This is a genomic window from Streptomyces sp. SCSIO ZS0520 (genome assembly GCF_025643355.1).
Taxonomy (GTDB): Bacteria; Actinomycetota; Actinomycetes; order Streptomycetales; family Streptomycetaceae; genus Streptomyces; species Streptomyces physcomitrii.
Genome location: NZ_CP092644.1, coordinates 595,040 through 618,958, shown reverse-complemented (window position 1 = coordinate 618,958; position 23,919 = coordinate 595,040). Strand labels below are relative to the sequence as shown.

The following is a 23,919-nucleotide window of genomic DNA, read 5'->3' as shown; positions in this document are numbered from 1 at the left end:
CCTCCTTCCGGTCGCAGACTCGGCGCGCGGGCCCGAGCCTGGAGGGGGATCCGCGCGGCCGCGCGGTACGGCGCCCGCCGGTCCACGACCGGAGCGAGCGGCCCCGAGGGAGCAGCAGCAGAGGGAAGGATGCACCCCGTGAACCGAGCGGACGACCCCGCGAGCCAGGTCGTGGTGGAGATCGGCGGCAGGGCGGGCGGCGACGCGCACACCGTGTTCTGCGCGCTGCGCACCGCCTACACCTCCGACCGGGAGGCCGACGACAAGCCCCAGGAGTCCGCGGACGGGCGCACCACCGTGTGGACGGCCACCTTCGACGTCTCCGAGGTCCACGAGCGGCCCGCACCGGCCCGCCTCGGCGCGGCGGTGACGGCCACCGTCCAGGGCGGCTACGCGGCCGTCGAGAGCCTGCGCTCCACGCTGACCTCGGCCTTCGCGGTCCGCGTGGTCGGCACCGCGGCCGGTGACCAGGAGAAGGAAGTCCAGCTGGAACTGGAGAGCCACGCATGAGCCGGACCACCCCGCTGATGGGCACCGAGAGCAGGCCGGGCAACCGCTCCCGGGTCGTCCTCCACGTCAACGGCGTCCGCCGCGAACTGGACCTCGACCACCGCACCACCCTCCTCGACGTGCTCCGCGAGCACCTGGACCTGACCGGCTCCAAGAAGGGCTGCGACCACGGCCAGTGCGGCGCCTGCACGGTCCTGCTCGACGGGGTGCGGGTCAACAGCTGCCTGGCGCTGGCCGTCGCGCACCAGGGCGCCCGGGTCACCACCGTCGAGGGCCTCGCGGACGGCGAGCGGCTGCACCCCCTCCAGGAGGCCTTCGCCGAACGGGACGCCCTCCAGTGCGGCTACTGCACACCCGGCCAGATCTGCTCCGCGCTCGGCATGCTCGACGAGGCGCGGCGCGGCCACCCCTCGCACGTCACCCCGCCCGCCGAGGCCGCCCGCGCACCCGGAGCGCTCAGCCCGGAGGAGATCCGCGAGCGGATGAGCGGCAACCTCTGCCGCTGCGGCGCCTACCCGCGCATCGTCGAGGCGATCGAGTCCGCCGCCCGGAGCGCCGAACTCCCGGGCGCCACCGAGCCGTTCGGGACAGTCGGGGAACCGGAGGACGCCGCGTGAAACCCTTCGCCTACGTCAAGGCCGCCACCCCCGACGAGGCCGTCCGGGCCTGCGCCGGGCACCCCGGCGCCCGCTATCTCGCGGGCGGCACCAACCTCGTCGACCTGATGAAGCTCGGCGTGGAGACCCCCGAGTTCCTGGTCGACGTCAGCGGGCTCCAGCTCGACGTGGTCGAGGAGCTGCCCGACGGCTCGCTGACCGTCGGCGCGACGGTACGCAACAGTGAACTGGCCGCGCACCCGGCCGTGATCGACCGCTATCCGGTGCTCTCCCAGGCCCTGCTCTCCGGCGCCTCCGGCCAGCTGCGCAACGCGGCCACCACCGCGGGCAACCTCCTCCAGCGCACCCGCTGCCCCTACTTCCAGGACACCTCCAAGCCCTGCAACAAGCGCCTGCCGGGCTCCGGTTGCCCCGCGATCGACGGGGCCCACCGGGAGCTGGCCGTCCTCGGCCACTCGGCGCACTGCGTGGCCACCAACCCCTCCGACATGGCGGTGGCGCTCGCCGCCCTGGACGCCGCGGTGCAGCTGCACGGGCCCGAGGGCGACCGGACGGTGCCGGTCACCGAGTTCCACCGGCTGCCGGGCGACAGCCCCGAGCGGGACACCGTGATCCGGCCCGGCGAACTGATCACCGCCGTGCGGCTGCCGCCCGCGAACCCCGCCGCGCTCTCGCACTACCGCAAGGCCCGCGAGCGCGCCTCGTACGCCTTCGCGCTGGTCTCCACCGCCACCGTCCTGGAGGTGCGCAACGGGGTCGTGCACCACGCCGCCCTCGCCTTCGGCGGGCTCGCGCCCCGGCCCTGGCGCGCGCACGCCGCCGAGGAGGTGCTGCTCGGCGCGCCCGCCACCCGGGAGACCTTCACCGCGGCCGTCGACGCCGAACTGGCCGCCGCGCGCCCGCTGCGCGACAACGGCTTCAAGGTGACCCTGGCCCGCAACCTCGCCGTGGACGAACTCGCCGCGCTCGCCGCCCGCGAGCGATGAGCGCCACCGGCCCGGCCGCGCCGGCGGGCCGCCGCCGGACCCCCACGACCCGCCGCAAGGCCGCTACCGAAGGACCGCCATGAGCCCCACACCGCACGCCCTCGGCGAGCCGGTCGTCCGCCACGAGGCCCGGCTGAAGGTCACCGGAGCCGCCCGCTACGCCGCCGAGCACACCCCGCCCGGCTGCGCCTACGCCTGGCCGGTACCCGCCGGGGTCGCCCGGGGCCGGGTCGTATCGGTGGACACCGCGGACGCCCTGGACATCCCCGGCGTCCTGACCGTGCTCACCCCGCACAACGCGCCCCGCCTCGCGCCCGCGGACGACCCCGTCCTCGCGGTGCTCCAGGACGACCGGGTGCCGCACCGCGGCTGGTATGTCGCGCTGGTCGTCGCCGACACCCTGGAAGCGGCCCGGGAGGGAGCCGCCGCCGTGCACCTCGACTACGACATCGAGGCGCACGAGGTGGTCCTCGACGCCGGGCACACCGCGCTCTACGTCCCCGAGGAGGTCAACGGCGGCTTCCCTGCGGTGCGCGAGCGCGGGGACTTCCGCTCCGGTTTCGCCGAGGCGCCGGTGCGCCTGGACGCCTCGTACGGGGTGGGCCCGCTGCACAACCACCCGATGGAGCCGCACGCCTGCACCGCCGAGTGGCGCGAGGGGCGGCTTCGGGTGCACTACTCCAGCCAGGGCGCCACCCTGGCCGGAGAGACCGCCGCCGCGCTCTTCGGCCTCGAACCGGAGCAGGTGACCGTGGTCTCCGAGCACGTCGGCGGCGGCTTCGGGTCCAAGGGCACGCCCCGGCCCGAGCTGGTCCTCGCGGTGATGGCCGCCCGGGAGACCGGCCGCCCGGTCAAACTCGCCCTGCCCCGGCGCCAGTTGCCCGCGGTGGTCGGCCACCGGGCGCCCACCCTGCACCGGGTGCGGCTCGGCGCCGATGCCGACGCCTCGCTCACCGCGGTCGGCCACGAGATCGCCACCCACACCTCCACCCTCAAGGAGTTCGTGGAGCAGGCCGCCGTCCCCGCCCGGATCATGTACGCCTCCCCGCACAGCAGCACCGTGCACCGGGTGGCCCCGCTCGACGTGCCGAGCCCCTCGTGGATGCGGGCCCCCGGCGAGGCGCCCGGCATGTACGCGCTGGAGTCGGCGATGGACGAACTCGCCCAGCTCCTCGGCGTGGACCCGATCGAGCTGCGGCTGCGCAACGAGCCCGCGGAGGAACCCGACAGCGGCCGCCCGTTCAGCAGCAGGCACCTCGCCGACTGCCTGCGCGAGGGCGCCGAGCGCTTCGGCTGGGAGCGGCGCGACCCCCGGCCCGGCGCCACCCGCGAGGGCCCGCTGCTGCTCGGCACCGGGGTCGCCGCCGCCACCTACCCCGTCTATCTGAGCCCTTCCCACGCCGAGGCGCACGCGAGCCCCGAGGGCGGCTACCGGGTGCGGATCAACGCGACCGACATCGGCACCGGGGCCCGCACCGTGCTCACCCAGATCGCCGCCGCGGCCCTGGAGACCCGGGTGGAGAACGTCGAGGTGGAGATCGGCCGCAGCGATCTGCCCAGCGCCTCGCTGGCCGGGGGCTCCTCGGGCACCGGCTCCTGGGGCTGGGCGGTGCACAAGGCCTGCGAGGCACTGCGCGCCCGGTTCGCCGAACTCGGCGGCCGGATCCCGGCCGAGGGCGTCACCGTCACCGCCGACACCGAGCAGGAGACGCGCCGCGGGTCCGCCTACTCCCGGCACGCCTTCGGGGCGCACTTCGCGGAGGTCCAGGTGGACACGGTCACCGGGGAGGTCCGGGTGCGCCGCCTGCTCGGGGTCTACGCGGCCGGGCGCATCCTCAACTCCCGTACGGCGCGCTCCCAGTTCACCGGCGGTATGACCATGGGGCTCGGCATGGCGCTGACCGAGCACAGCGGCATGGACCCCCTCTTCGGCGACTTCACCGAGAGCGATCTCGCCTCGTACCACGTGCCGGTGCACGCGGACGTCCCGGCGATCGAGGCGCACTGGATCGAGGAGGAGGACCCGCACCTCAACCCGATGGGCAGCAAGGGCATCGGGGAGATCGGCATCGTCGGCACCGCCGCGGCCGTCGCCAACGCGGTCTGCCACGCCACGGGCGCACGGATCCGCGACCTGCCCCTGACCCCGGACAAGGTCCTCGCCCGGCTGGGCTGAGCGGCCCGGCCGCCCCGGGGCTGCCCCTGAACCCGAGAGTAGGTTAGGTTAACCTAACCAAACTGTCTCAGGGGAGGAGAACGACGTGGGGCACGGTTGGGAGGGCGCTGTCCTCAAGCTGTTCCGGGGCAAGGACTTCGTGTTCACGGTCACCGGCAGCGAGCAGGTGACCGGGAACTTCCTGCGGCTGCACTTCACCGACGGCGGCATGCTCCGCCAGACCGGAGTGCACCCCACGATGTGGGTACGGCTCTGGTTCCGCAACGAGGGCAAGCCGCACCAGCGCGCCTACACCCTGGTCGACCCGGACCCCGAACAGGGCACCTTCAGCATGGCGTTCGCCCAGCACGAGGGCACCGCCGTGCGCTGGGCGCGCGCCGCGAAGGAGGGCGACACCATCGAGGCCACCCTCCAGGGCACCGGCTTCGAGGCGCCGGACCCCGCGCCCGGCCGGATCTTCGTCATCGGCGACCCCGCCTCGCTGCCCGCCATCAACTCCCTGCTCACCGCGCTCGACGGGACCCCGGCCACCATCTGGTTCGAGACCTCCCACGAGGGGGACCGCGAACTGCCCTTCCGCGTCGACCCCGTTCAGCACGAGCTGCACCACGTGGCCCGCAAGAACGAGGGCCGCCACCTCGTCGACACCGTCAAGTCCGCGCTCCCGGCGCTGATTTCGGACCCCGCCGAGGCCTACGTCTGGATCGCCTGCGACACCGCCACCACCCGCGCCCTCAGCAGCTGGGCGCGCAAGGAACTGGGCGTGCCCAAGCAGCGGGTCAACTCCCTCGGGTACTGGCGGGCCACGTAACCGCCTCACCGCTCGCGCAGGGGCGCGGCGTTCCTCCCCCACGGAGGAACGCCGCGCGTCCCGGAGCGCGGCGGCCGCCGGGGTGCGCACCGCCCCGCGACCGCCCGCGGGCTCCGGGGCTCAGGGGGCGAGGGCGCCGAGGCCGGTGACGTCCAGGAACTTGTCCGGCGAGCCGCTGCCCGGGTCGGTCACCGCCCCCTCCTCGGCCGCCGCGACCACCGCCGCGGTCGCCTCCTCGGCGGTGGCCTCCGGGTGCGCCTCCAGATACAGGGCGAGGGCGCCCGCCGCGTGCGGTGAGGCCATCGACGTACCGCTCATGGTGGCGCTGCCGCTGTCCGAGGAGTACCCGGCGGAGGTGATGTTGCCGCCGGGGGCGAAGAGGTCCAGGCAGCTGCCGTAGTTGGAGAACCCGGACCTGCCGCCGCCCTCGTCGGTGGAGCCCAGGGTCAGCGCCTCGGGGGTGTCGCCGGGGGAGGTGCCGCAGGCGTCGGTGCCCGCGTTCCCGGCGGCGACGGCGGCCGGGATGCCCGCGGCCACCGCGCGCCGGGTCGCCTCGCGCAGGCCCTCGGGGTCGGCGCCCTCGCCGCCGGAGGTCAGGCTCATATTGATCACCGCGGGCCGCTTCGCGTTCTTGACCACCCAGTCGATGCCCGCGATGGTGGCCGCGTCCGGCCCGTTGCCCGTGCAGTCCAGTACGCGCACGGCCACCAGGTCCGCCTCCTTGGCGACCCCGTACTCCTTGCCGCCGACGGTGCCCGAGACATGGGTGCCGTGGCCGTTGCAGTCGCTCGCGTCCTCGTCCTCGTCGATGAAGTCGTACCCGGAGGAGGCGCGGCCCTCGAAGGTCCGGTGCGAGAAGCGGGCGCCGGTGTCGATGACATACGCGGTCACGCCCTTGCCGGTGCCCGGGTAGGCGTACGCCTCGTCCCGGCCGCCGTCCACCGCGTCCAGGCCCCAGGAGGGCGGGTTCGGCTGGCTGCCGCCCTCGGCGGTGTGCACCAGGACGGACTGCTGGACGTAGCGGACCTCGGGATCGGCGGCGAGCGCCCGGGCCTCGGCGGCGGACATCCTCGCGGAGAAGCCGCGCAGCGCCGCGCTGTAGACGTGTTCGCGGGTGCCGCCGTAGCGGGCGAGCAGCGTCGAGGCCTGCGCCGAGACGCGGCTCTCGGCCGCCGGGGCGAGCGAGGTGCCGCCCTTCAGGGCGACGATGTAGCGGCCCGCGAGCGCGCCCGGGGCCCCTTCGTTCACTACGGTGCCCTGCTGGGCCCGGGCGCTGCCGCCGCTGAGCGCGAGGGCGGCGGTGGCGGCGAGTGCGGTGGCGCAGGCGGTGAGCCAGTGCCGGGTCCGGTGGTGGTGGGTCATCCTCGGCCTTCCGTCGCGGTGGGTGGGGCCACGCGTGGTGGTCCCACCCACGATCGGCTCGGGCACCGCCCCGAACAATCCGTGGTGCGCTACGTACCGCTACCCGAGGTGCCCCCGAACGGGCCGTCCGCGGTGGGTGGTTGAGCCCCTCCGGAGGTGTCCGGCGGCCCGGGGGCGCGGGCCTCCCGGCTCACCGGGTGCCGGGCAGCTGGCTGCTCACCCAGTCGCCCATCTCGTTGGTGAGCCGCCCCCAGGCGCCGTAGCTGCCGCAGCCGGTCCTCACCCAGGAGGCCACCCCGATCACCGTCCCGTCCACGACCAGCGGGCCGCCGCTGTCGCCCTGGCAGATGCCGTCGTGCCCGTCCGCGTACCCGGCGCACACCATGTACGCCGCGTCGAAGTTCCCGAAGGAGCCGCAGGTGCCGCCGCCCTCGACCACCGGCAGCTCGGCCTTCTTGACGTGGGCGGTGGTGTTCTCCCCGTCGCTGGTCCGCCCGTAGCCGATGGCGGTGGCGCTCCGCCCCGGCCGGGAGAGGTCCTCGTCCGCCGAGGTGGCGAACTTCGCGTACCCGCCGTCCGGGACCGGGATGTCCTGCTCGGTCTGGACGACGGCGACGTCGTAGCCCGTCTGCCAGCCGTTCGGCGGCTGGTACTTCGGGTGCTGGGTGTAGGAGGCGACGTCGATCCGGGTGCCGCCCTCGGGCGCGGTCAGGTCGTCGGCGCCGTAGAAGAAGGACTTGGCGCCCTCACCGTCCTTGCAGTGCGCGGCGATCAGGATGGTCCGCGGGCCGATCACCGCGCCCGTGCAGGTCTGCCCGAGCGGGCGCGGGCCGCCCTCCCGCAGGGCCGCGACGATGTACGGGTACTCCGCCACGCTCGTCTGCTCACCGCCGATGATCCGCTCCCGGGGGCTCGCGGAAACCGCCGCGGTGCCGGTCGGGGCGGCCGCCCCGCCGGGTGTGCCGTCGGCGCCCGCCGCGGTCAGGGGAGTGCTCAGGAGCGCTGCCGCCGCCAGTACGCCGGCGCGGCCGAGCCAGGTGGTTCCTCTCATGCCCTGCCTTCCTCTCGGATCGTGCGAAGTCCCGTTCCTGGGGCGCCTTTTCCGCCGCCCGCGAGGGTTCTCGGGTGCGGCGGAAGGGGGTGCGTGCGCCGCCCGGAACCGGGGGAGTCAGCGCCACCCTGGGGCGGCCCGGCAGGGCGGGCAATCCGCAGCGCGATCCGTAGCCCCACGCAGAATTCCCCCCGGCGGGACGGATCCGGATCCGGTACGGGGGCGCGGGCCCGTTCCGGCCAATCGGCGCCCGGCACCGCCGGGGCCCTGCGCCCTCTCTTGCCGGAGCGGGCCATGACAAGTACGTTCAAGCGTCAACCGGCGTGCACCCGCGGTGACCACCGTGCCGCGGCCCCCCCACGCACCGTCCGGCAGGGAGTCGCACCATGACCATGTCCGTCTTCCGGCCTGCGGGAGCCCCCGTTCTGGTGGGCAGAGCCGAGGAGTTGGCCGCCCTCGCGGGCGCCCTGGACCGGACACCCTCCGTCACCTTCGTCGAGGGCGAGGCGGGTATCGGCAAGACCCGGCTGATCCGCGAGGCCCTGGAACGGCCCGCCCGCCGCGGCCGCCGCGTCCTCACCGCCACCTGCCTCCCGCTGCGCGAACCCTTCCCGTACGGACCCGTCTTCGACCTGCTGCGGCAGCTCGCGGGCCGGGTGCCGGGCGCGCTGAACCCGGTCTGCGGGGCGCTGCGCCCCTATCTGCCCGAGCTCGGCGAGAGCCTGCCGCCCGCCCCGGAGCCGCTCCAGGACCACCGGGCGCGCCAGCACCGGCTGTTCCGCGCGGTACGGGCGCTGCTCGACGCCCTCGGCGACGCGGTCCTCGTCGTCGAGGACCTGCACTGGGCCGACGACGGCACCCGCGACCTGCTCCGCTTCCTGGTGGACGAGCCCCCGGCGGGGACCGCCACCGTGCTCAGCTACCGGCGCGAGGACCTGCCCGGCGGCGGCCTCCCGCTCGGCCGCGCCTTCCGGCACGCCCCCGGCACCACGGTCGTCCTGCTGCCGCTGCTGCCCCTGGACGTCGCGGCGGTGCGCAGCCTCACCGAGGCCATCACCGAGGGCGGCGGAGTCCCGGCGGCCCTCGCCGCCGAACTGCACGCGCGCACCGCGGGCATCCCCTTCGTCCTCGAGGAAGTGGTCCGCGCCCTCGACGGGCCCGGGCTGCTCGGCCGGGGCACCGACCGGCAGTCCCTGGACGCCATGGCGGTACCGGCGCTGCTCCGGGACGCCATGGCCGACCGGATGCGCGGACTCGGCCCGGCCGCCGTCGCCGTGGTCCACGCCGCGGCCGCCCTGCGGGTACCGGTCGGCGAGGAACTGCTCGCCGCCACCGTGGGCGGCGACCTTGGCGAGGTGGAGGGCGGACTGCGCGAGGCCCTGCTCGCCGGAGTCCTCTACGACCTGGGCGACCACCGCTACGGATTCCGCCACACCCTCGCCCAGCAGGCCGTCTACGAGGCCCTGCCCGGCGTCGACCGGCGCCGCCTGCACCGCGGGATCCTCACCGTCCTGAGCGCCGCCGAGCGCCCCCCGACCGTCCAACTCGCCTACCACGCACGGCAGTCCGGCGATCTCAAGGCCTGGCTCGACTACGGCGGGGCCGCCGCGAGGGGCGCCCGCGACATGGGCGACACCGCCACCGCCGTGGAACTCCTCGAAGGGCTGCTCTCCGACCCCCGGCTGCACCCCGGCGACCGGGCCGGGCTCGCCACCGAGCTGAGCCGGGCCGCCGTCATCGGCCTCGCCCACCGCCGCGCCACCGCCCTGCTGCGCCGTGTCATCCGCGACGGCGGCCTGCCGGACGCGGTACGCGGCGAGATCCGCCTCAACCTCGGCCTGCTCCTCAACAACCAGGCCGGCGCCTACGAGGCCGGCCGCCGCGACACCGAGACCGCCGTCGGCGAACTCCACGAACGCCCCGCCCTCGCCGCCCGCGGCATGGCCGCCCTGGCGATGCCCAGCTGGGGCGAGGACTCCTACGCCGTCCACCACGACTGGATCACCCGCGCGGAGCGGCTGGTCGCGGACGAACCGGACGGCGCCCTGCGGCTGGCCGTACGCGTCAACCACCTGGCGCTGCGCCTGAGCAGGGGCGAGCACGCCGTCCTCGCCGAGGCCGAGGCGGAGCTCGCCACCGGGCGCGGCACCGCCGAGCGGCTCCAACTCGCCCGGCTCTGCGGCAACTTGGCGGAGGCCGCCGCCTGGCTCGGGCACTTCTCGCGGGCCGAGCGCTTCCGCGGGCAGGGCATGCGCCTCGCCGAGGAGTGCGGGGCGCCCTTCCTGCAGGGCATCATCGACGGCACCGCGCTGCGGCTCGCCTGGCACACCGGGCGCTGGGAGGGACTCGCCGAACGCGCCCGCCACCTCCTGGACATGGTGGAGGGGGCCTCCGGGATCGCCGCCGACGCCCATCTCGTCCTCGGCCTGCTCGCCGTCGCCCGCGGTGAATGGGAGGAGGCCACCGCCGAGTTGGGCGCCGCCGCCCTCGACGACCCGGCCAACGCCCCCGCCCCGATCCTCGCCGCGGCCTCCGGTGCCATGGCCCGGGTGCACCTGGCCCGCGGCGCGCTCGCCGAGGCCTGCGCGGAGTCCGGGCGGGCACTGGAACGCCTCGGCCGCAAGGACATCTGGGCCTGGGGCGCCGCGCTGGTCCCGATGGCGGTGGCGGCCCTGGTCCGGGACGGGCAGCACGCCAGGGCCCACGCGGTGTGCGCCGAGTTCGCCGAGGGGATCGCCGCGGCGGACGCCCCCCAGGCCACCGCCGCGCTACGCGCCGCCCAGGGCACCGTGGCCACCGCCACCGGGCGGCACCTGGAGGCCGCCGCCCACTTCGAGGCGGCGGGCGAGCTGTACGCCGCCCTGCCGCACCCCTATGCCGCGGACCGCGCCGCCGAGGCCCGGGTGCGCTGCCTGGTCGCCGCCGGGCAGACCGGGGCCGCCCCCGAACTCGCCGCCCTGGCCGACCGGTTCACCGCGCTCGGCGCCACCCGGGACGCGGCGCGCTGCCGCCGGGTGCTGCGGGGCTGCGGCGTCGTCACCCCCTCGCGCCGCGGACGCCGCGGCTACGGCAGCGAACTCTCCCCGCGCGAGGCGGAGGTGGCGCGCCTGGTCGCCCTCGGCCGGACCAACCGGGAGATCGCCGCGGTGCTCTTCCTCTCCCCGCGCACCGTCGAACAGCACGTGGCCAAGGTGCTCCGCAAGCTGGGCGCCGCCTCCCGCGAGGAGGTCCCCGCACCCTCCACCGGGGCCTGAACCCCCTTTGGTACGTGGCCCGTTGGCCGGGGGCGGAGATTAATACGTACCCGTACCTGCCGCACCACGGATTGTTCCGCCGGGCCCGGGCGGCGAGAGTCGGGGTGTCACCGCGGCGCGGTCCGCCCCAGACGGCGCACCGGTGGCGGCCCCGTCCCGCCCCGGCCTCCACCCGGGGGCGGGACACACGGCGCACCGGCCGTGGACCCAGGCGGGATCCGCCGCCGGGTCCGCGCCGGGGCGGACCTCTGCCTCCGGGCAGCCGAAGCCACCACCCCCCACAGCCGCGCGCCCCGGGAGCCGGCCGGACTGCACCCCGGCCGGTACCGGAGGACGCGCGGCGGCACGAGGCGGGGCCCGGACGTCCTGTCCGGGCCCCGCCTCGTCGTCTTCGCTCCGTCCCCGGGAGCCGCGCGCGGTGCGCGCCCTGCCTCCCTGCCACCGGCCGCCGGTACGGCGCGGTGTCACGCCGTGGCGATGCCGCCGGGTTGTTCGGTTCGTGGTGTCGGTTGCAGTGCGTGTGGTGGGGTCAGTACGCGCTGTCGACGTTGTCCATGGAGCCGTACTTGTCGGCGGCGTAGTTGGCGGCGGCGGTGATGTTGGCGACGGGGTCGTAGATGTCCTTGGGGGTGCCCTTGACGTGGTAGGCGTCGAAGGTCGGGGGGATCACCTGGAGGAGGCCCTTGGAGGGGACGCCGTTGATGGCGTTGATGTCCCAGTCGTTGATGGCCTTGGGGTCGCCCGCGGACTCGCGGATGATGTTGCGGTGCAGGCCCTCGTAGGAGCCGGGGATGCCCTTGTCCTTCATGATGGCGAGGGATTCGCGGATCCAGCCGTCGAGGTTGTCGGCGTAGGTGGGCTTGCGGTCGGCGGAGCGGTTGGCGGCGGGCTTGTCCTTGCGGTCGGCCTTCGCCTTGCTCTCGGCCTTGTCGCCCTTCTTCTCCGACTTCTCGGTCTTCTCCGCCTTCTCGGAGTCGGCGTCCTTCTTCTCGGCCTTCTCGGTCTTCGTGCCGAGCTTGGCGGTGGCGTCCTTGACCTTCTGGTCGGCACCGGCGTTCTGATTGGTGATGTCGGTGTGCGTCTCCTTGACCTGGGTGGCCGAGGCGGGCGCGGCGTCGGTGGTGCTGGTGCTGCCGCCGTCGGTGGTGGCCAGGCCGAGGGTGAGGGCGGCGGCGCCGAGGGTGGCGACTCCGGCCATCGTGTACTTCTGGGCCCGGTTCATGTCACGCGTATAGGCGGCGGTGGCGTCCTTGGCCTGGACGGCCTTTGCCTGCGTGTAGTTCTGGGCCTTGGCGAAGTGCTTTCCGAGACCGTGAATCGTCGTGTTCTTGGGCATGGGGGAGACCTCTTCTTCAGGTACGGAGGAGGTCGCTCTCTCTGTCCGGGGGACGGTTCCGGCGTAAACGGCCTGGGGTTTTCCCAGTGGCGCCGAGCGACATGGACCAGTTGTAGCGAGCGGATTTGTGCTTGGCAAAGGTGTGTCATACGAAGCCGCCTAGTGGGAATCGGGGTGGCCGAAAGTCCCGGGACCACCGTGAATGACCGGCGCCTTTCGGGAGCGCGCCCACTAAAGGGTTTCGTACGTGACGTGGCTCCTATTGCGCAGCTCACATCCGCCTCCTTTCGCAAGGACAATGCGCTGCCGATCCGTCGCGCGCGGTGAAAGGGCGGCGGGACCTGTGGTGCCGCAATTCCGGGACTTATGGCCCTGCCGCGGCGGGGCAGGAATGCCGATCGCCGTCCCCGCGGGAGTGCGGGAACGGCGACAGGGGTGTGCGGCGCTTTCGGGGGACGGTCCAGCCCTGCGTCGGGCTCGGGCGCCCTGGGTGTGCTCAGTCCACCTCGCGCAGGCGCCCGGTGGCGACATCGAAGACGAAGCCGCGGACGGAGTCCTGGTGCGGCACGAAGGGGCTGCCGGTGATGCGCCGGACGGACTGGCGCACATCCTCGTCCAGGTCGGGGAAGGCCTCGCTGGACCAGTTCGGGCGGACGCCCCGCCACGAGACCGCAACACCCGCGCAACGAGCGGCACGCGACCGCGACCCCTCAATCCCGCCCCTGTCCCTCAGTCCCGCCCCTGTCCCTCGTACATCTCCAGCTCCCCGTCCAGTTCGACCGCGAGCACCGTGCCGTGGGCGGCGAGGTCCTCTGGCGCGGGGGCGTCGATCCAGAGCACCCCGGGGACCTCGTGCAGCCCGCCGGTGACCCGGTGGCCGAGCGGCGTACCCGTGCCGAGGACGCTCACCCGCCGTACCGGGGTGCGCAGCCCGCGGACCGACACGGTCTCGGCCGGGGGGTCGAAGCAGACCAGGTAGAGGGTCCTGCGGTCCGCGGACAGGGTGCTCGGGCCGTAGTGGTGGCCGGGCGGCAGTCCGCCGGTGGTGCCGTACACCGCCTCCGCGTGCCGCCGCACCCAGGCCCCGAGGCCCTCCAGGGGCGCGACCGCCTCCTCGGGGATCGAGCCGTCCTCGCGCGGGCCGACCCCGAGGAGCAGATTGCCGCCCATCCCGACGGTCTCCGCGAAGCAGCGCACCAGCATCCCGGGGGTCTTGTGGTTGCGGTCCGAAGGCCGGTGCCCCCAGGAGTCGTTGAGGGTCAGGCACAGCTCCCAGGGGGGCTTCGGGGCCCGCATCGGCAGCCCCTGCTCGGGGGTCGCGTAGTCGCCGTGGCCGAGCAGGCGCGCGTTGCAGACGGTACGGGGCGAGCACGCGCGGATCCGGGCGGCCAGCGCGGCCATGGCCCACTGCTCCTCGGAGCGCTCCCACTCGCCGTCGAACCAGAGCAGGTCCGGGGCGTACCCGTCCATCAACTCCTCCACCTGCCGGTCGCGGTAGGCCAGGTAGCGGGCCCAGGCCTCCGGGTCCTCGCGGCCCTCGGGCGGGGTGACATAGGGGCTGTCCACCAGCTCCGGGTGCGGCGGCCGGGGGTGCCGGACGCTGGCGTAGTCGGGGTGGTTCCAGTCGGAGAGCGAGTAGTACAGGCCCACCTTGAGTCCGTGCTCGCGCATCGCCCGCGCGTACGGGGCCAGCAGGTCGCGGCCGGCCGGGGAGTGCCGTACGACGTCGAGCCCGCCCGCCGCCGAGTCCCACAGGGCGATGCCGTCGTGGTGCCGGGCGGTGAGCACCGTGTAGCGGGCGCCCGCGCGGCGGAAGAGGTCCGCCCAGGCATCCGGGTCCCAGGCCGAGGCGGTGAAGCCGTCGAGCTGCGCCAGGTACCGCTCCCGCGGCACCACCCCGTCGAAGAAGGCCCAGGACTCGGGGACCCCGTCCACCGCGTAGACGCCCCAGTGCAGGAAGACGCCCAACTTGGCGTCGGTGAACCAGTCTTGCATCGTCATCGTGGCCGTTGCGCTCTCTCGGTGGTGCCCTCTTCGGGGCCGATTGCGGTGCGGGGGAGGGGTGTTGCGGTCAGAGGTTCAGCCCGTACACCCGGGTGGCGGTGCCGCCGAAGACGGCCGCCCGCTCGTCCTCGCCGAGCCCGCCGGTCAACACCCGCGCCGCCTCGACGACTTGGCCGTAGGAGGCGGCCAGGGTGCACACCGGCCAGTCGGAGCCGAACATCAGGCGCTTCGGGCCGAAGGCCACCAGAGCGGTCTCGGCGTACGGGCGCAGCCCGGCCGTGGTCCAGCGCTGCCAGTCGGCCTCGGTGACCAGCCCGGAGAGCTTCGCCACGGTATTGGCCTCGGCGGCGAGGCGGCGCAGCTCCGCCGCCCAGGGTTCGAGGGTGCCCGCGGCGATCGGCGGCTTGCCCAGGTGGTCCAGGACGAAGGTGAGGTGGGGCAGGGCCCGGGCGGCTTCCACGGCGGCGGGCAGCTGGTGCGGCAGCACGACCAGGTCGTAGACGAGCCCGGCCGCGGCCACCGCGGCGAGTCCGCGCAGGACCTCCGGGCGCAGCAGCCAGCGCGGGTCCGGCTCGCCCTGCACCTGGTGGCGGATGCCCACCAGGCGCGCCCCGCCCGGGAGTTCGCGCAGCGCGGCGAGGCGGTCCGCGACGGCCGGGTCGGTGAGGTCCGTCCAGCCGACCACGCCCCGCACCAGCGGATCGGCCGCGGCGAGCCGCAGGAACTCCGGGGTCTCCTCGGCCACCGCCACGGTCTGCACCAGGACGCTCGCGCCCACCCCGGCCGCCTCGGCGTCCGGCCGCATCCCGTCCAGGGTGAAGCTGCGCCGCAGCGGTGCCAGGCCCTCGCCCGCGAGCCACTCCTGCGGGCGGACGGCCAGGTCCCAGACGTGGTGGTGCGCGTCCACGAGCACGCTCATCGCCTCACAGCTCCCAGACCACCGGGAGCCCGGCACCGGCCCCCTCGGCGGAGTAGTCGTGCCCCACGTCGAGGAGTCCGGCCATCCGCGCCTGCCAGGCGACATTGACCGGGAGCTGCTCCAACTCGGCGAGGAGGCGGGCGTAGTCCTCGCAGTCGAGGAGGTGGAAGAGGTCGGTGCCGCTGCGCCAGATCGTCCAGGAGCGGGTGCCCGCCGCGCGGATCGCCGCCGTCAGCTCCGCGGGCACCTCCCGGTGCGCCCGCTCGTACTCCTCGATCCGGTCCGCGCGGACCCGGGTGTGCAGAGCGACCCTCATCGGCTCGCCTCCTTCTCGCCGATCTCGCCGATCTCGCCGACGAGGACGACGTCGAGGCGGCGCGGGCCGTGTACGCCCTCCACCCGGTTGAGTTCGATGTCGCTGGTGGCCGAGGGGCCGGAGACGAAGGTGAGCGGCCGGTACGGGTCGAGCAGGCGCAGCGCCTCGGGGACGTCGCCCACGATCTGCCCCGCGCGCAGTACGCAGATGTGGTGGTCCGGCAGCAGGGTCAGCACCCGGCGGCCCTGGCCGGGGCCCGCGTCGAGGACCAGGGTCCCGGTGGCGGCGATACCGAGGGCCGCGGTGGTCAGCACCGCGTCGGCCGCGTCCAACTCCGCGACGCCGAGCGGCGGTCGGTCCCGCAGCCAGCTCCGCTCACCGGGCGGCAGGAAGTCCGCGGGGAAGCCCTCGGGCAGCACCACTCTCCGGGCGCCCCGCTCGCCGAGCAGCCGGGCCACGGCCGCCGGTGCCCCGGCCGGGGCGCAGGTGACCACCCGCGCCCGGTAGTCGGCCACCCGCTCGGCGAAGACGGCGGCCTCCTCGCCGCGTACATGGCTGTCGCGGTAGGCGCGGGGCACGGCCACGTCCCCGGGCTCCTCGGTGCGCGGCACGTCCGCGAGCGCGCTCCGCACCCGCCGCAGGATCTCCGTACGGGAGCTCATGTCCCCTCCTCTTGGGCCTTCTTGCCCTTCTCGTCCTGCCGGCCGCCGTCGGTCCGCTTCCACCAGGCGCGGAAGGACTCCGCGGGCGGCACCGGCAGGTCCCGGGAGTCCGTCCAGCCGGAGAGCGGCCCCGGCAGCCGCCGTACCGAGTGCCCGAGGAGGCGCCCGGCCAGCGAGGCCGCCTTCTGCGCCGCGGCGAGGCGGGCGGGGGAGGCGAGCACGGACCCCGCGGCCTTCATCACCACGGCCTCGGCGGTCGGCAGCCGCCGGCGGGCGCGCTCGGCCTCCACCACCTCGGCGCGCAGATGGGTCAGCACCTCCGGGATGTTGATCTTCACCGGGCAGGCGTCGTAGCAGGCCCCGCAGAGGGTGGAGGCGAAGGGCAGCGAGGCCGCGTTCTCGACGCCGACCAGCTGCGGGGTGAGCACCGCCCCGATCGGCCCCGGGTACACCGAGCCGTAGGCGTGCCCGCCGGTGCGCTCGTAGACCGGGCAGACGTTGAGGCAGGCGGAGCAGCGGATGCAGTGCAGGGCCTGGCGGCCGTGCCGGTCGGCGAGGGTCGCGGTGCGGCCGTTGTCCAGCAGCACCAGATGGAAGGCCCGGGGCCCGTCGCCCGCTGTCACCCCGGTCCACATCGAGGTGTACGGGTTCATCCGCTCGCCGGTGGAGGAGCGCGGCAGGAGCTGGAGGAAGACCTCCAGGTCGGCGAAGGAGGGCACCAGCTTCTCGATGCCCATCACCGTGATCAGGGTCTCCGGGAGGGTCAGGCACATCCGCCCGTTGCCCTCCGACTCCACCACGGCGACCGTACCGGTCTCGGCGACGGCGAAGTTGGCCCCGCTGACCGCGACCTTGGCGCGCAGGAACTTCTCCCGCAGATGCAGCCGCGCGGCCTCCGCGAGCGCCTTCGGCTCGTCGCTCAGGTCCTCGGGCGCGGGGCGGCCGTAGCGGGCCATCGCGGTGCGGAAGATCTCCCGGATCTCCGCGCGGTTGCGGTGGATCGCGGGGACCAGGATGTGCGAGGGCCGGTCGTCGGCGAGCTGCACGATCAGCTCCGCGAGGTCGGTCTCGTAGGCGCTGATGCCCGCCTCGGCCAGGGCCTCGTTGAGGCCGGTCTCCTGGGTGGCCATCGACTTGATCTTCACCACCTCGCGCTCGCCGGTGGCGTGCACCAGGTCCGCGACGATCCGGTTGGCCTCCGCGGCGTCGGCGGCCCAGTGCACCTGGCCGCCCGCCCGGGTCACCGACTCCTCCAACTGCTCCAGATAGCGGTCGAGATGGCGCAGGGTGCGGCGCTTGAGGGCCTCTCCGGCCGTGCGCAGCTCCTCCCAGTCGTCGAGCTCCCCGGTGACCGCGAGGCGGCGCTCGCGGATGGTCGTGGTGGCGCGGCGCAGATTGCCGCGCAGCTGCTCGTCCTCGAGGAGCGGGCGGGCCGCCTCGGGGAAGGAGGGCGAGCCGAGCCAGACCACATTGGTCCCGGACCCCGTCATACGGCGGCCTCCTCGGTCGAGGCGAGGATCTCCGCCAGATGGACGGTGCGCACCCCGCTCCGCAGCCGGGCGAGACCGCCGCCGATGTGCAGCAGGCAGGAGTTGTCGGCGGCCGAGAGCACCCCGGCCCCGGTGCCCCGCACCTCGCGCATCTTGTCGGCGAGCATCGCGGTGGAGGTCTCGCTGTTCTTCAGCGCGAAGGTCCCGCCGAAGCCGCAGCAGGAGTCCGCGCCCGGCAGCTCCACCAGGTCGATCCCCCGTACGGCGCGCAGCAGTTGGAGCGGTTTGTCGCCGACCCGGAGCATCCGCAGCGAGTGGCAGGTCGGGTGGTAGGTGACCCGGTGCGGGTAGTACGCGCCCACATCGGTGACCTTCAGCTCGTCGACCAGGAACTCGGAGAGCTCGTACACCCGCGGCACCAGGTCCGCCACGGCGGTGCGCAGCCCTTGGTCGCCGTACTGCGCCGCGGTCACCGGATGGCCCTCGCGCACCATGCCCGCGCAGGAGGCGGAGGGGGTGACCACGGCGTCGTAGTCCGCGAAGACCTCCGCGAAGCGGCGGACCAGCGGCAGGGTCTCGGGGCGGTAGCCGGTGTTGAAGTGCATCTGGCCGCAGCAGGTCTGCTCCAGGGGGAAGTCGACCCGGTGGCCGAGCCGCTCCAGGAGCCGTACCACGGCCTTGCCGGTCTGCGGATGGAGCGTGTCGTTGAAACAGGTGAGGAACAAGGCGAGGCGCATCTGCTCATCTCCTCGACGGGACGGGGACGCCGGGCTCCAGTCGGCCATGCTCGGCGAGTTCCGACCAGAGGGCCCCGGGTACTTCGGTGGCCATCATGACGGCCGCGTCCCGTACCTCGGCGGCGCTGCGGGCCCCGGTGAGCACACTGGCCACCGCCGGGTGCCCGAGCGGGAACTGCAGCGCGGCGGCCCGGAGGGGCACCCCGTGCCGGGCGCAGATCCGCTGCAACTCCACCGCGCGGCACAGGAGTTCGCGCGGGGCGCGGGCGTAGTCGAAGGTGGCTCCGGGGCGCGGGTCGGCGAGCAGCCCGGAGTTGTAGACCCCGCCGAGGACCACGTCCACCCCGCGCGCCTCGGCGAGCGGCAGCAGTTCGGCGAGGCCGCTCTGGTCGAGGAGGGTGTAGCGGCCCGCGAGGAGCACCACGTCGAGGTCGGTCTCGCGCAGGAAGCGGGCGGGCAGCGCGCACTGGTTGACGCCGATGCCGACGGCGCCGAGCACGCCCTCCTGCCGCAGCCGCTCCAGGGCCGGATAGGCCTCGTCCAGGGCCTGGGTCACATGGTCGTCCGGGTCGTGCAGATAGGCGATGTCCACCCGGTCCAGGCCCAGCCGGGTCAGCGACTCCTCCAGGCTGCGGCGCACGCCCTCGGCGCTGAAGTCCCAGCGGCGCCGGTGGGTGGCGGGCACCGCGAAGCCGTTCGCGAGGTCGTCGCCCCTGGCGCGGGGCCGGGGTTCGAGCAGCCGCCCCACCTTGGTGGAGAGCGTGAAATCGGCGCGCGGCAGCCCCCGCAGCGCGGCGCCGAGCCGCCGCTCGGACAGGCCGAGTCCGTAGTGCGGGGCGGTGTCGAAGTAGCGGATGCCCGCCTCCCAGGCGGCGGCCACGGTCTCCTCGGCCTCCGCGTCGGTCACCGGGGTGTAGAGGTTGCCGAGGGAGGCCGCGCCGAAGGAGAGGGCGCCGAGGGCGGTCCTGCGGGGGCGCGGTGCCGGGTGGTGCGGGAGGGTCACGGCCGCGGCTCCGGTCGCAGCCGCAGCCCGGCCATGCCGCCGTCCACGGCGAGCGCGGTGCCGGTGGCCGAACCCGCCGCCGGGCTCGCCAGATAGACGATGGCGGCGGCGACCTCCTCGGGGCTGACCAGGCGCCCGGTGGGCTGGCGGGCGCTCAGCGCGCGGCGCTCGGCGGCGGGGTCCTCGGCGGCGTCCAGGAGCCGCCCCACCCAGGGGGTGTCCACGGTGCCGGGGTTGACGCAGTTGACGCGGATGCCCTCGCGGATGTGGTCGGCGGCCATGGCCAGGGTCAGCGAGAGCACCGCGCCCTTGCTCGCCGAGTACAGGGCGCGCTGCGGCAGTCCCGCCGTCGCGGCGATGGAGCAGGTGTTGACGATCGCGGCGTGCGGGGAGCGCCGCAGCTGGGGCAGGGCGGCGCGGCTGGTGCGGACGATGCCGAGGACGTTCACGTCCAGGACCCGGTGCCACATCTCGTCGGGGTTGTCCTCGACGGTGCCCGCCGCCCCGATGCCCGCGTTGTTGACCAGGACGTCGATCCCGCCGAGCGCCGCCGCGGCGCCCGCGACCGCCTCACGCACCGAGGCGTCGTCGGCGACATCGGCGGTGAAGCCGAGGGGCGCCGCGCCCGGGTCGAGGTCGAGTACGGCCACCCGGGCGCCCCGGGCGGTGAGCGCCCGCGCGGTGGCCTCGCCGATGCCGGAACCGCCGCCGGTGACCACGGCCCGTACTCCGCTGAGCTCTGTCATGTCCCTACCGTCCTTCCGCAAGAGCGTCCGCCGCCCAGAACGCGCCGTCCGGGTAGCGGTAGGTGTCCAGTGAGCGCGGGTGCATCTGCGCCGAGAAGCCGGGCGCGGTCGGCGCGAGGTAGTGGCCGCGGGCCAGGGCCACCGGGGTCACGAAGTGCTCGTGCAGATGGTCGACGTACTCGATGACTCGGTTCTCGGTGGTGGCGGAGAGGGCGAGGTAGTCGAACATCGAGAGGTGCTGGACGAGTTCGCACAGGCCCACCCCGCCCGCGTGCGGGCAGACCGGCACCCCGAACTTCGCGGCGAGCAGCAGGATCGCCAGGTTCTCGTTGACCCCGCCGACGCGGGCGGAGTCGAGCTGGAGCACATCGATGGCCCCGGCCTGGAGCAGCTGCTTGAAGATGATGCGGTTCTGCACGTGCTCGCCGGTGGCGACCTTGACCGGGGCGACGGCGCGGCGCACCGCGGCGTGCCCGAGGACGTCGTCCGGGCTGGTCGGCTCCTCGATCCAGTACGGGTCGAACTCGGCGAGCGCCTTGGTCCACTCGATGGCCTCGGCCACGCTCCACCGCTGGTTGGCGTCGACGGCCATCCGGATGTCCGGGCCGATCACCTGCCGGGCGACCCGGCAGCGCCGGATGTCGTCCTCCAGGTCGGCGCCCACCTTCAGCTTGATCTGGGTGAAGCCGTCCGCGAGCGCCTGGCGGGCGAGCCTGCTGAGTTTCTCGTCGCTGTAGCCGAGCCAGCCGGGCGAGGTGGTGTACGCCGGGTAGCCCCGCTCCCGCAGCAGGGCCTCGCGCTCCGCGCGGCCCCGGCGCCCCGCGCGCAGCAGCTCCTCGGCCTCGGCCTCGGTGAGCGCGTCGGTGAGGTAGCGGAAGTCGACCTGGGAGACCAGCCAGTCCGGTTCGGCGTCGGCGAGGAAGGCCCACAGCGGCTTGCCCGCGCGCTTGGCCGCCAGGTCCCAGACCGCGTTGACCACGGCGCCGATCGCCATGTGCATCACGCCCTTCTCCGGGCCGAGCCAGCGCAGTTGGCTGTCCCCGATCAGGTCCCGGTTGAGGGTGCCGGGGTCCGCGCACAGGGCCGCGACCTCCCGGCCGAGGACATGCTCGCGCAGCGCGTTGATCGCGGCGACCTGGACCTCGTTGCCGCGTCCGATGGTGAAGGTGAAGCCGTGCCCCTCCAGGCCGTCGGCGGCGTCGGTGCGCACGATGACGTAGGCGGCGGAGTAGTCGGGATCGGGGTTCATGGCGTCCGAGCCGTCCAGCTCCCGGGAGGTCGGGAACCGGATGTCGAAGGTGTCGAGTGCGGTGATCCGCGCGGTCACGGAGTTCTCCTCGTTCTCTTCAGGCCCGGGCGAAGGTCTGGCGCTGGCGGCCGAGGCCGTCGATGCCCAGCTCGACGCTGTCTCCCGGGCGCAGGTAGGGAGTTCCGGGCAGACCGAGGGCGACTCCGGCCGGGGTGCCCGTGTTGATGACGTCTCCGGGGCGCAGGACCATGTACTGGCTCAGGTACCAGAGGACATGGGCGATGTCGAAGATCATGTTCCTGGTGTTGCCGTCCTGCCGCCCCACGCCGTTGACGGACAGGTGCAGCCCGAGGGCCTGGGGGTCGGCGATCTCCTCGGGGGTGACCAGCCACGGCCCGAGCGGATTGAAGGTCTCGCAGGACTTCCCGAGGTCCCACTGACCGGAGTGCTCCAGCTGGAACGCGCGCTCGGAGACGTCGTTGCTGACGGCGTATCCGGCGACGGCGGCGAGGGCCTCGGCGGGGCTTTCGAGATAGCGGGCCTCCCGGCCGAGGACGACCGCGAGTTCCACCTCCCAGTCGGTCTTGGCGGAGCCGCGCGGGATGAGCACGGTGTCCTCGGGGCCGACGACGGTGCCCGGGTCCTTGAGGAAGACCACCGGCCGCGGCGGGATCGCGGCGCCGGTCTCCTCGGCGTGGTCGCGGTAGTTGAGCCCGATGCAGACGATCTTGCCGGGCCGGGCCACGGGGGCGCCGATCCGCAGCCCCCGCGGGTCCAGCTCCGGCAGGGTGCCCGCGGCCAGGGCGGCGGCCGCCCGGGCGGGGCCGTCCGCGGCGAGGAAGGCGCCGTCGATGTCCCCGGTGATCCCGGACAGGTCGCGCAGGGCGCCCTCGGCGTCCAGTACGGCGGGGCGTTCGGAGCCGGTCCGGCCCACCCGAAGCAGCTTCATCGCTCGGCTCCTCGTCTGTCGGGAGGGCCTGACCGCCGCCGGAGAGCGGCCGCAAAGACCTCCGATGTTTCTCGGGAATGTCGGGACTCTACGACCGATCGCTGGTGCTGGCAAGCAGCTCACCGCCGTGCGGTCGCATCCCGTACCTCCCTTGTGTGGGTGGGGAATTGCCTGCTGGGCCGGGAAGTCGGCCTTGGTCGCCATGACGTGCGCGGGAAATTTTCCGGGTGATCCCCGAGGTCAGGCATCGGAGGAATGAGGCGGCTTCCAGAGGTCGCCGCAGCGAGTCCGGCGTCCGACGGGAGCTTCTGACCCGCGACGAAGAATTCGCAGGTCAGGCGGCTCTCTCATCGCCACCATTCATCCGATGACTCATTCTGCATCCCTGAGTCCTGTCTGTATACATCCCATGGCGGAGGAACTGCTTCCGGTGTCTCGGCGGGGCAGGGGCGGAGCTGGGCCCCGATCGCATTGCCGAATCGTTCCCGGTGCCCCTATTGCCAGCGGGGGGCATCCAAACGTAACGTCCACGACCACAGCGATACATCCGATGACTCGGTTGAGCGGCGACGCTCCCGCAGCACGGATCCGCCCGAGCCGCCCCTACACATCCCCCCGAGAGGACCACGGACGATGAAGCCTCGTACCGCCCGCGTCTCCGCGGCTGTCGCCGCGGCCGGACTGCTCGCCGCGACCGCCACCGCCTGCAACCGCGACGGCAACGACGGCGGCGGCAAGCCCTCGATCGGGATCGACCTGCCCCGGGCCGACTCCGACTTCTGGAACGCCTACGCCGACTACATCAAGGCGGACGTGAAGGCGGGCGGCCTCAACACCCAGCCGGTCAGCAACTCGCAGAACGACGTGACCAAGCTGATCAGCAATGTGCAGGTGATGGAGCAGACCGGGGCGAAGGCCGTGGTGATGGCGCCGCAGGACACCGGGGCGATCACCAGCACCCTCAACCGCCTTGCCGAGAAGAAGATCCCGGTGGTCAGCGTCGACACCCGGCCCGACAAGGGCGAGGTCTACATGGTGGTGCGCGCCGACAACAAGGCCTACGGCACCAAGTCCTGCGAGTACCTCGGCAAGCAGCTCGGCGGCAAGGGCAAGGTGGCCGAACTGCAGGGCGATCTGACCTCGATCAACGGGCGCGAGCGCTCCGAGGCCTTCGCCGCCTGCATGAAGAAGAAGTTTCCCAGGATCAAGGTCTTCGAGCTGCCCACCAACTGGGACGGCGCGGTCGCCTCCAGCAAGCTGCAGACCCTGCTCTCCCAGCATCGCGACCTGAACGGCATCTACATGCAGGCAGGCGGCGTCTTCCTCCAGCCGACGCTCTCCCTGCTGCGGCAGAAGGCGCTCCTGAAGCCCGCGGGCGCCGCGGGCCACATCACGGTCATCTCCAACGACGGCATCCCGCAGGAGTTCGCGGCCCTCCGCAAGGGCGAGATCGACGCCACCATCTCGCAGCCCGCCGACCTCTACGCCAAGTACGCGCTGCACTACGCCCAGGCCGCCGCCGAGGGCAAGACCTTCGAGCCGGGTCCCACCGACCACCACTCCGAGATCGTCAAGATCCCCGGCGGCCTGGAGGACCAGCTGCCCGCGCCCCTGGTGACCAAGGAGAACGTCGACGACCAGGAGCTGTGGGGCAACTCCGTCGACAAGAAGAAGTGACGGCGGCCCGCCCGGACCACCGACAGCCCCAACTCCCCATAGAGCCCCAACTCTCCATAGAGCC

Annotated in this window: 20 protein-coding genes and 1 pseudogene; 7 read left to right on the top strand and 14 right to left on the bottom strand. The window is 73.9% G+C overall.

The genetic code is table 11. From position 1 onward, the window contains the following. Positions 1–129 precede the first annotated feature (129 nt). From MID12_RS02315 to MID12_RS02295, 5 genes are all read left to right on the top strand, one after another. On the top strand, positions 130–510 hold the full coding sequence (locus MID12_RS02315) for a hypothetical protein (protein WP_052482055.1): 381 nt from the start codon (positions 130–132) through the stop codon (positions 508–510). Continuing rightward, the gene (locus tag MID12_RS02310) at positions 507–1,127 is read left to right on the top strand and encodes a 2Fe-2S iron-sulfur cluster-binding protein (RefSeq protein WP_263164552.1); all 621 of its coding nucleotides are present in this window, start codon (positions 507–509) and stop codon (positions 1,125–1,127) included. Before MID12_RS02315 ends, MID12_RS02310 begins: the two co-directional genes overlap by 4 nt. Next, the gene (locus tag MID12_RS02305; RefSeq protein ID WP_040246397.1) at positions 1,124–2,113 is read left to right on the top strand and encodes an FAD binding domain-containing protein; all 990 of its coding nucleotides are present in this window, start codon (positions 1,124–1,126) and stop codon (positions 2,111–2,113) included. Before MID12_RS02310 ends, MID12_RS02305 begins: the two co-directional genes overlap by 4 nt. Positions 2,114–2,192: 79 nt before the next feature. After that, complete coding sequence (locus MID12_RS02300) at positions 2,193–4,289, top strand: xanthine dehydrogenase family protein molybdopterin-binding subunit (RefSeq protein WP_263164551.1); 2,097 nt, start codon at positions 2,193–2,195, stop codon at positions 4,287–4,289. A gap of 85 nt (positions 4,290–4,374) precedes the next feature. Next, a complete protein-coding gene (locus MID12_RS02295; protein WP_263164550.1) occupies positions 4,375–5,100 on the top strand; it encodes a siderophore-interacting protein in 726 nt (241 codons plus the stop codon). A 120-nt stretch (positions 5,101–5,220) separates the two neighbouring features. Here the strand turns inward: MID12_RS02295 and MID12_RS02290 are convergent, their stop codons facing one another. Continuing rightward, positions 5,221–6,462: a S8 family peptidase gene (locus MID12_RS02290; RefSeq protein WP_263164549.1), complete on the bottom strand. Its 1,242-nt coding sequence runs from the start codon at positions 6,460–6,462 to the stop codon at positions 5,221–5,223. Positions 6,463–6,652: 190 nt separating this feature from the next. Continuing rightward, positions 6,653–7,513 carry a S1 family peptidase gene (locus tag MID12_RS02285; RefSeq protein WP_263164548.1) on the bottom strand — a complete coding sequence of 287 codons (861 nt, stop codon included), beginning with the start codon at positions 7,511–7,513 and terminating at the stop codon, positions 6,653–6,655. Between the two features lie 386 nt (positions 7,514–7,899). On the opposite strand from MID12_RS02285, the gene MID12_RS02280 reads away from it, so the two are divergent. Then, positions 7,900–10,767 carry an ATP-binding protein gene (locus MID12_RS02280; RefSeq protein WP_263164547.1) on the top strand — a complete coding sequence of 956 codons (2,868 nt, stop codon included), beginning with the start codon at positions 7,900–7,902 and terminating at the stop codon, positions 10,765–10,767. 529 nt (positions 10,768–11,296) lie between these two features. Here the strand turns inward: MID12_RS02280 and MID12_RS02275 are convergent. From MID12_RS02275 to MID12_RS02220, 12 genes and pseudogenes are all read right to left on the bottom strand, one after another. Continuing rightward, positions 11,297–11,989, bottom strand: a complete 693-nt coding sequence (locus MID12_RS02275; protein ID WP_263172805.1) for a transglycosylase SLT domain-containing protein — start codon at positions 11,987–11,989, stop codon at positions 11,297–11,299. Positions 11,990–12,599: 610 nt separating this feature from the next. Then, positions 12,600–12,761 (bottom strand): annotated as a pseudogene (locus MID12_RS02270) (carbonic anhydrase); the annotation flags it as partial. Between the two features lie 71 nt (positions 12,762–12,832). Then, a complete protein-coding gene (locus MID12_RS02265) occupies positions 12,833–14,104 on the bottom strand; it encodes an alpha-L-fucosidase (protein ID WP_263164546.1) in 1,272 nt (423 codons plus the stop codon). Positions 14,105–14,174: 70 nt separating this feature from the next. Further along, positions 14,175–15,026: an amidohydrolase family protein gene (locus tag MID12_RS02260; protein ID WP_263164545.1), complete on the bottom strand. Its 852-nt coding sequence runs from the start codon at positions 15,024–15,026 to the stop codon at positions 14,175–14,177. Between the two features lie 4 nt (positions 15,027–15,030). Next, positions 15,031–15,342: an L-rhamnose mutarotase gene (locus MID12_RS02255; protein ID WP_040246389.1), complete on the bottom strand. Its 312-nt coding sequence runs from the start codon at positions 15,340–15,342 to the stop codon at positions 15,031–15,033. After that, entirely contained in the window at positions 15,339–16,004 is a 666-nt protein-coding gene (locus tag MID12_RS02250; RefSeq protein ID WP_263164544.1) for a lactate utilization protein C, read from the bottom strand. Before MID12_RS02250 ends, MID12_RS02255 begins: the two co-directional genes overlap by 4 nt. Continuing rightward, on the bottom strand, positions 16,001–17,494 hold the full coding sequence (locus MID12_RS02245; RefSeq protein ID WP_263164543.1) for a LutB/LldF family L-lactate oxidation iron-sulfur protein: 1,494 nt from the start codon (positions 17,492–17,494) through the stop codon (positions 16,001–16,003). The genes MID12_RS02250 and MID12_RS02245 overlap by 4 nt, the downstream gene beginning before the upstream one ends. Beyond that, entirely contained in the window at positions 17,491–18,231 is a 741-nt protein-coding gene (locus tag MID12_RS02240) for a (Fe-S)-binding protein (RefSeq protein WP_040246386.1), read from the bottom strand. Before MID12_RS02240 ends, MID12_RS02245 begins: the two co-directional genes overlap by 4 nt. Positions 18,232–18,235: 4 nt before the next feature. Beyond that, positions 18,236–19,234 carry an aldo/keto reductase gene (locus MID12_RS02235; RefSeq protein WP_263164542.1) on the bottom strand — a complete coding sequence of 333 codons (999 nt, stop codon included), beginning with the start codon at positions 19,232–19,234 and terminating at the stop codon, positions 18,236–18,238. Continuing rightward, positions 19,231–19,980 (bottom strand): SDR family NAD(P)-dependent oxidoreductase, encoded by a 750-nt coding sequence (locus MID12_RS02230; protein WP_040246384.1) that lies wholly within the window; start codon positions 19,978–19,980, stop codon positions 19,231–19,233. Before MID12_RS02230 ends, MID12_RS02235 begins: the two co-directional genes overlap by 4 nt. Positions 19,981–19,984: 4 nt before the next feature. Then, on the bottom strand, positions 19,985–21,307 hold the full coding sequence (locus MID12_RS02225; protein WP_040246382.1) for an L-fuconate dehydratase: 1,323 nt from the start codon (positions 21,305–21,307) through the stop codon (positions 19,985–19,987). A gap of 19 nt (positions 21,308–21,326) precedes the next feature. Further along, the gene (locus tag MID12_RS02220; protein WP_040246381.1) at positions 21,327–22,178 is read right to left on the bottom strand and encodes a fumarylacetoacetate hydrolase family protein; all 852 of its coding nucleotides are present in this window, start codon (positions 22,176–22,178) and stop codon (positions 21,327–21,329) included. Between the two features lie 633 nt (positions 22,179–22,811). Here MID12_RS02220 and MID12_RS02215 point away from each other — a divergent pair. Beyond that, positions 22,812–23,855 carry a sugar ABC transporter substrate-binding protein gene (locus MID12_RS02215; protein WP_263164540.1) on the top strand — a complete coding sequence of 348 codons (1,044 nt, stop codon included), beginning with the start codon at positions 22,812–22,814 and terminating at the stop codon, positions 23,853–23,855. Positions 23,856–23,919: the final 64 nt, after the last annotated feature.

What these genes read in the sequence shown, in the direction of transcription:
- MID12_RS02315 (WP_052482055.1), top strand. Translation starts at nt 130, where the DNA reads ATGCACCCCGTGAACCGAGCGGACGACCCCGCGAGCCAGGTCGTGGTG.
- MID12_RS02310 (WP_263164552.1), top strand. Translation starts at nt 507, where the DNA reads ATGAGCCGGACCACCCCGCTGATGGGCACCGAGAGCAGGCCGGGCAAC.
- MID12_RS02300 (WP_263164551.1), top strand. Translation starts at nt 2,193, where the DNA reads ATGAGCCCCACACCGCACGCCCTCGGCGAGCCGGTCGTCCGCCACGAG.
- MID12_RS02290 (WP_263164549.1), bottom strand. Translation starts at nt 6,462, where the DNA reads ATGACCCACCACCACCGGACCCGGCACTGGCTCACCGCCTGCGCCACC.
- MID12_RS02285 (WP_263164548.1), bottom strand. Translation starts at nt 7,513, where the DNA reads ATGAGAGGAACCACCTGGCTCGGCCGCGCCGGCGTACTGGCGGCGGCA.
- MID12_RS02280 (WP_263164547.1), top strand. Translation starts at nt 7,900, where the DNA reads ATGACCATGTCCGTCTTCCGGCCTGCGGGAGCCCCCGTTCTGGTGGGC.
- MID12_RS02275 (WP_263172805.1), bottom strand. Translation starts at nt 11,989, where the DNA reads ATGAACCGGGCCCAGAAGTACACGATGGCCGGAGTCGCCACCCTCGGC.
- MID12_RS02265 (WP_263164546.1), bottom strand. Translation starts at nt 14,104, where the DNA reads ATGACGATGCAAGACTGGTTCACCGACGCCAAGTTGGGCGTCTTCCTG.
- MID12_RS02260 (WP_263164545.1), bottom strand. Translation starts at nt 15,026, where the DNA reads ATGAGCGTGCTCGTGGACGCGCACCACCACGTCTGGGACCTGGCCGTC.
- MID12_RS02255 (WP_040246389.1), bottom strand. Translation starts at nt 15,342, where the DNA reads ATGAGGGTCGCTCTGCACACCCGGGTCCGCGCGGACCGGATCGAGGAG.
- MID12_RS02250 (WP_263164544.1), bottom strand. Translation starts at nt 16,004, where the DNA reads ATGAGCTCCCGTACGGAGATCCTGCGGCGGGTGCGGAGCGCGCTCGCG.
- MID12_RS02245 (WP_263164543.1), bottom strand. Translation starts at nt 17,494, where the DNA reads ATGACGGGGTCCGGGACCAATGTGGTCTGGCTCGGCTCGCCCTCCTTC.
- MID12_RS02240 (WP_040246386.1), bottom strand. Translation starts at nt 18,231, where the DNA reads ATGCGCCTCGCCTTGTTCCTCACCTGTTTCAACGACACGCTCCATCCG.
- MID12_RS02230 (WP_040246384.1), bottom strand. Translation starts at nt 19,980, where the DNA reads ATGACAGAGCTCAGCGGAGTACGGGCCGTGGTCACCGGCGGCGGTTCC.
- MID12_RS02220 (WP_040246381.1), bottom strand. Translation starts at nt 22,178, where the DNA reads ATGAAGCTGCTTCGGGTGGGCCGGACCGGCTCCGAACGCCCCGCCGTA.
- MID12_RS02215 (WP_263164540.1), top strand. Translation starts at nt 22,812, where the DNA reads ATGAAGCCTCGTACCGCCCGCGTCTCCGCGGCTGTCGCCGCGGCCGGA.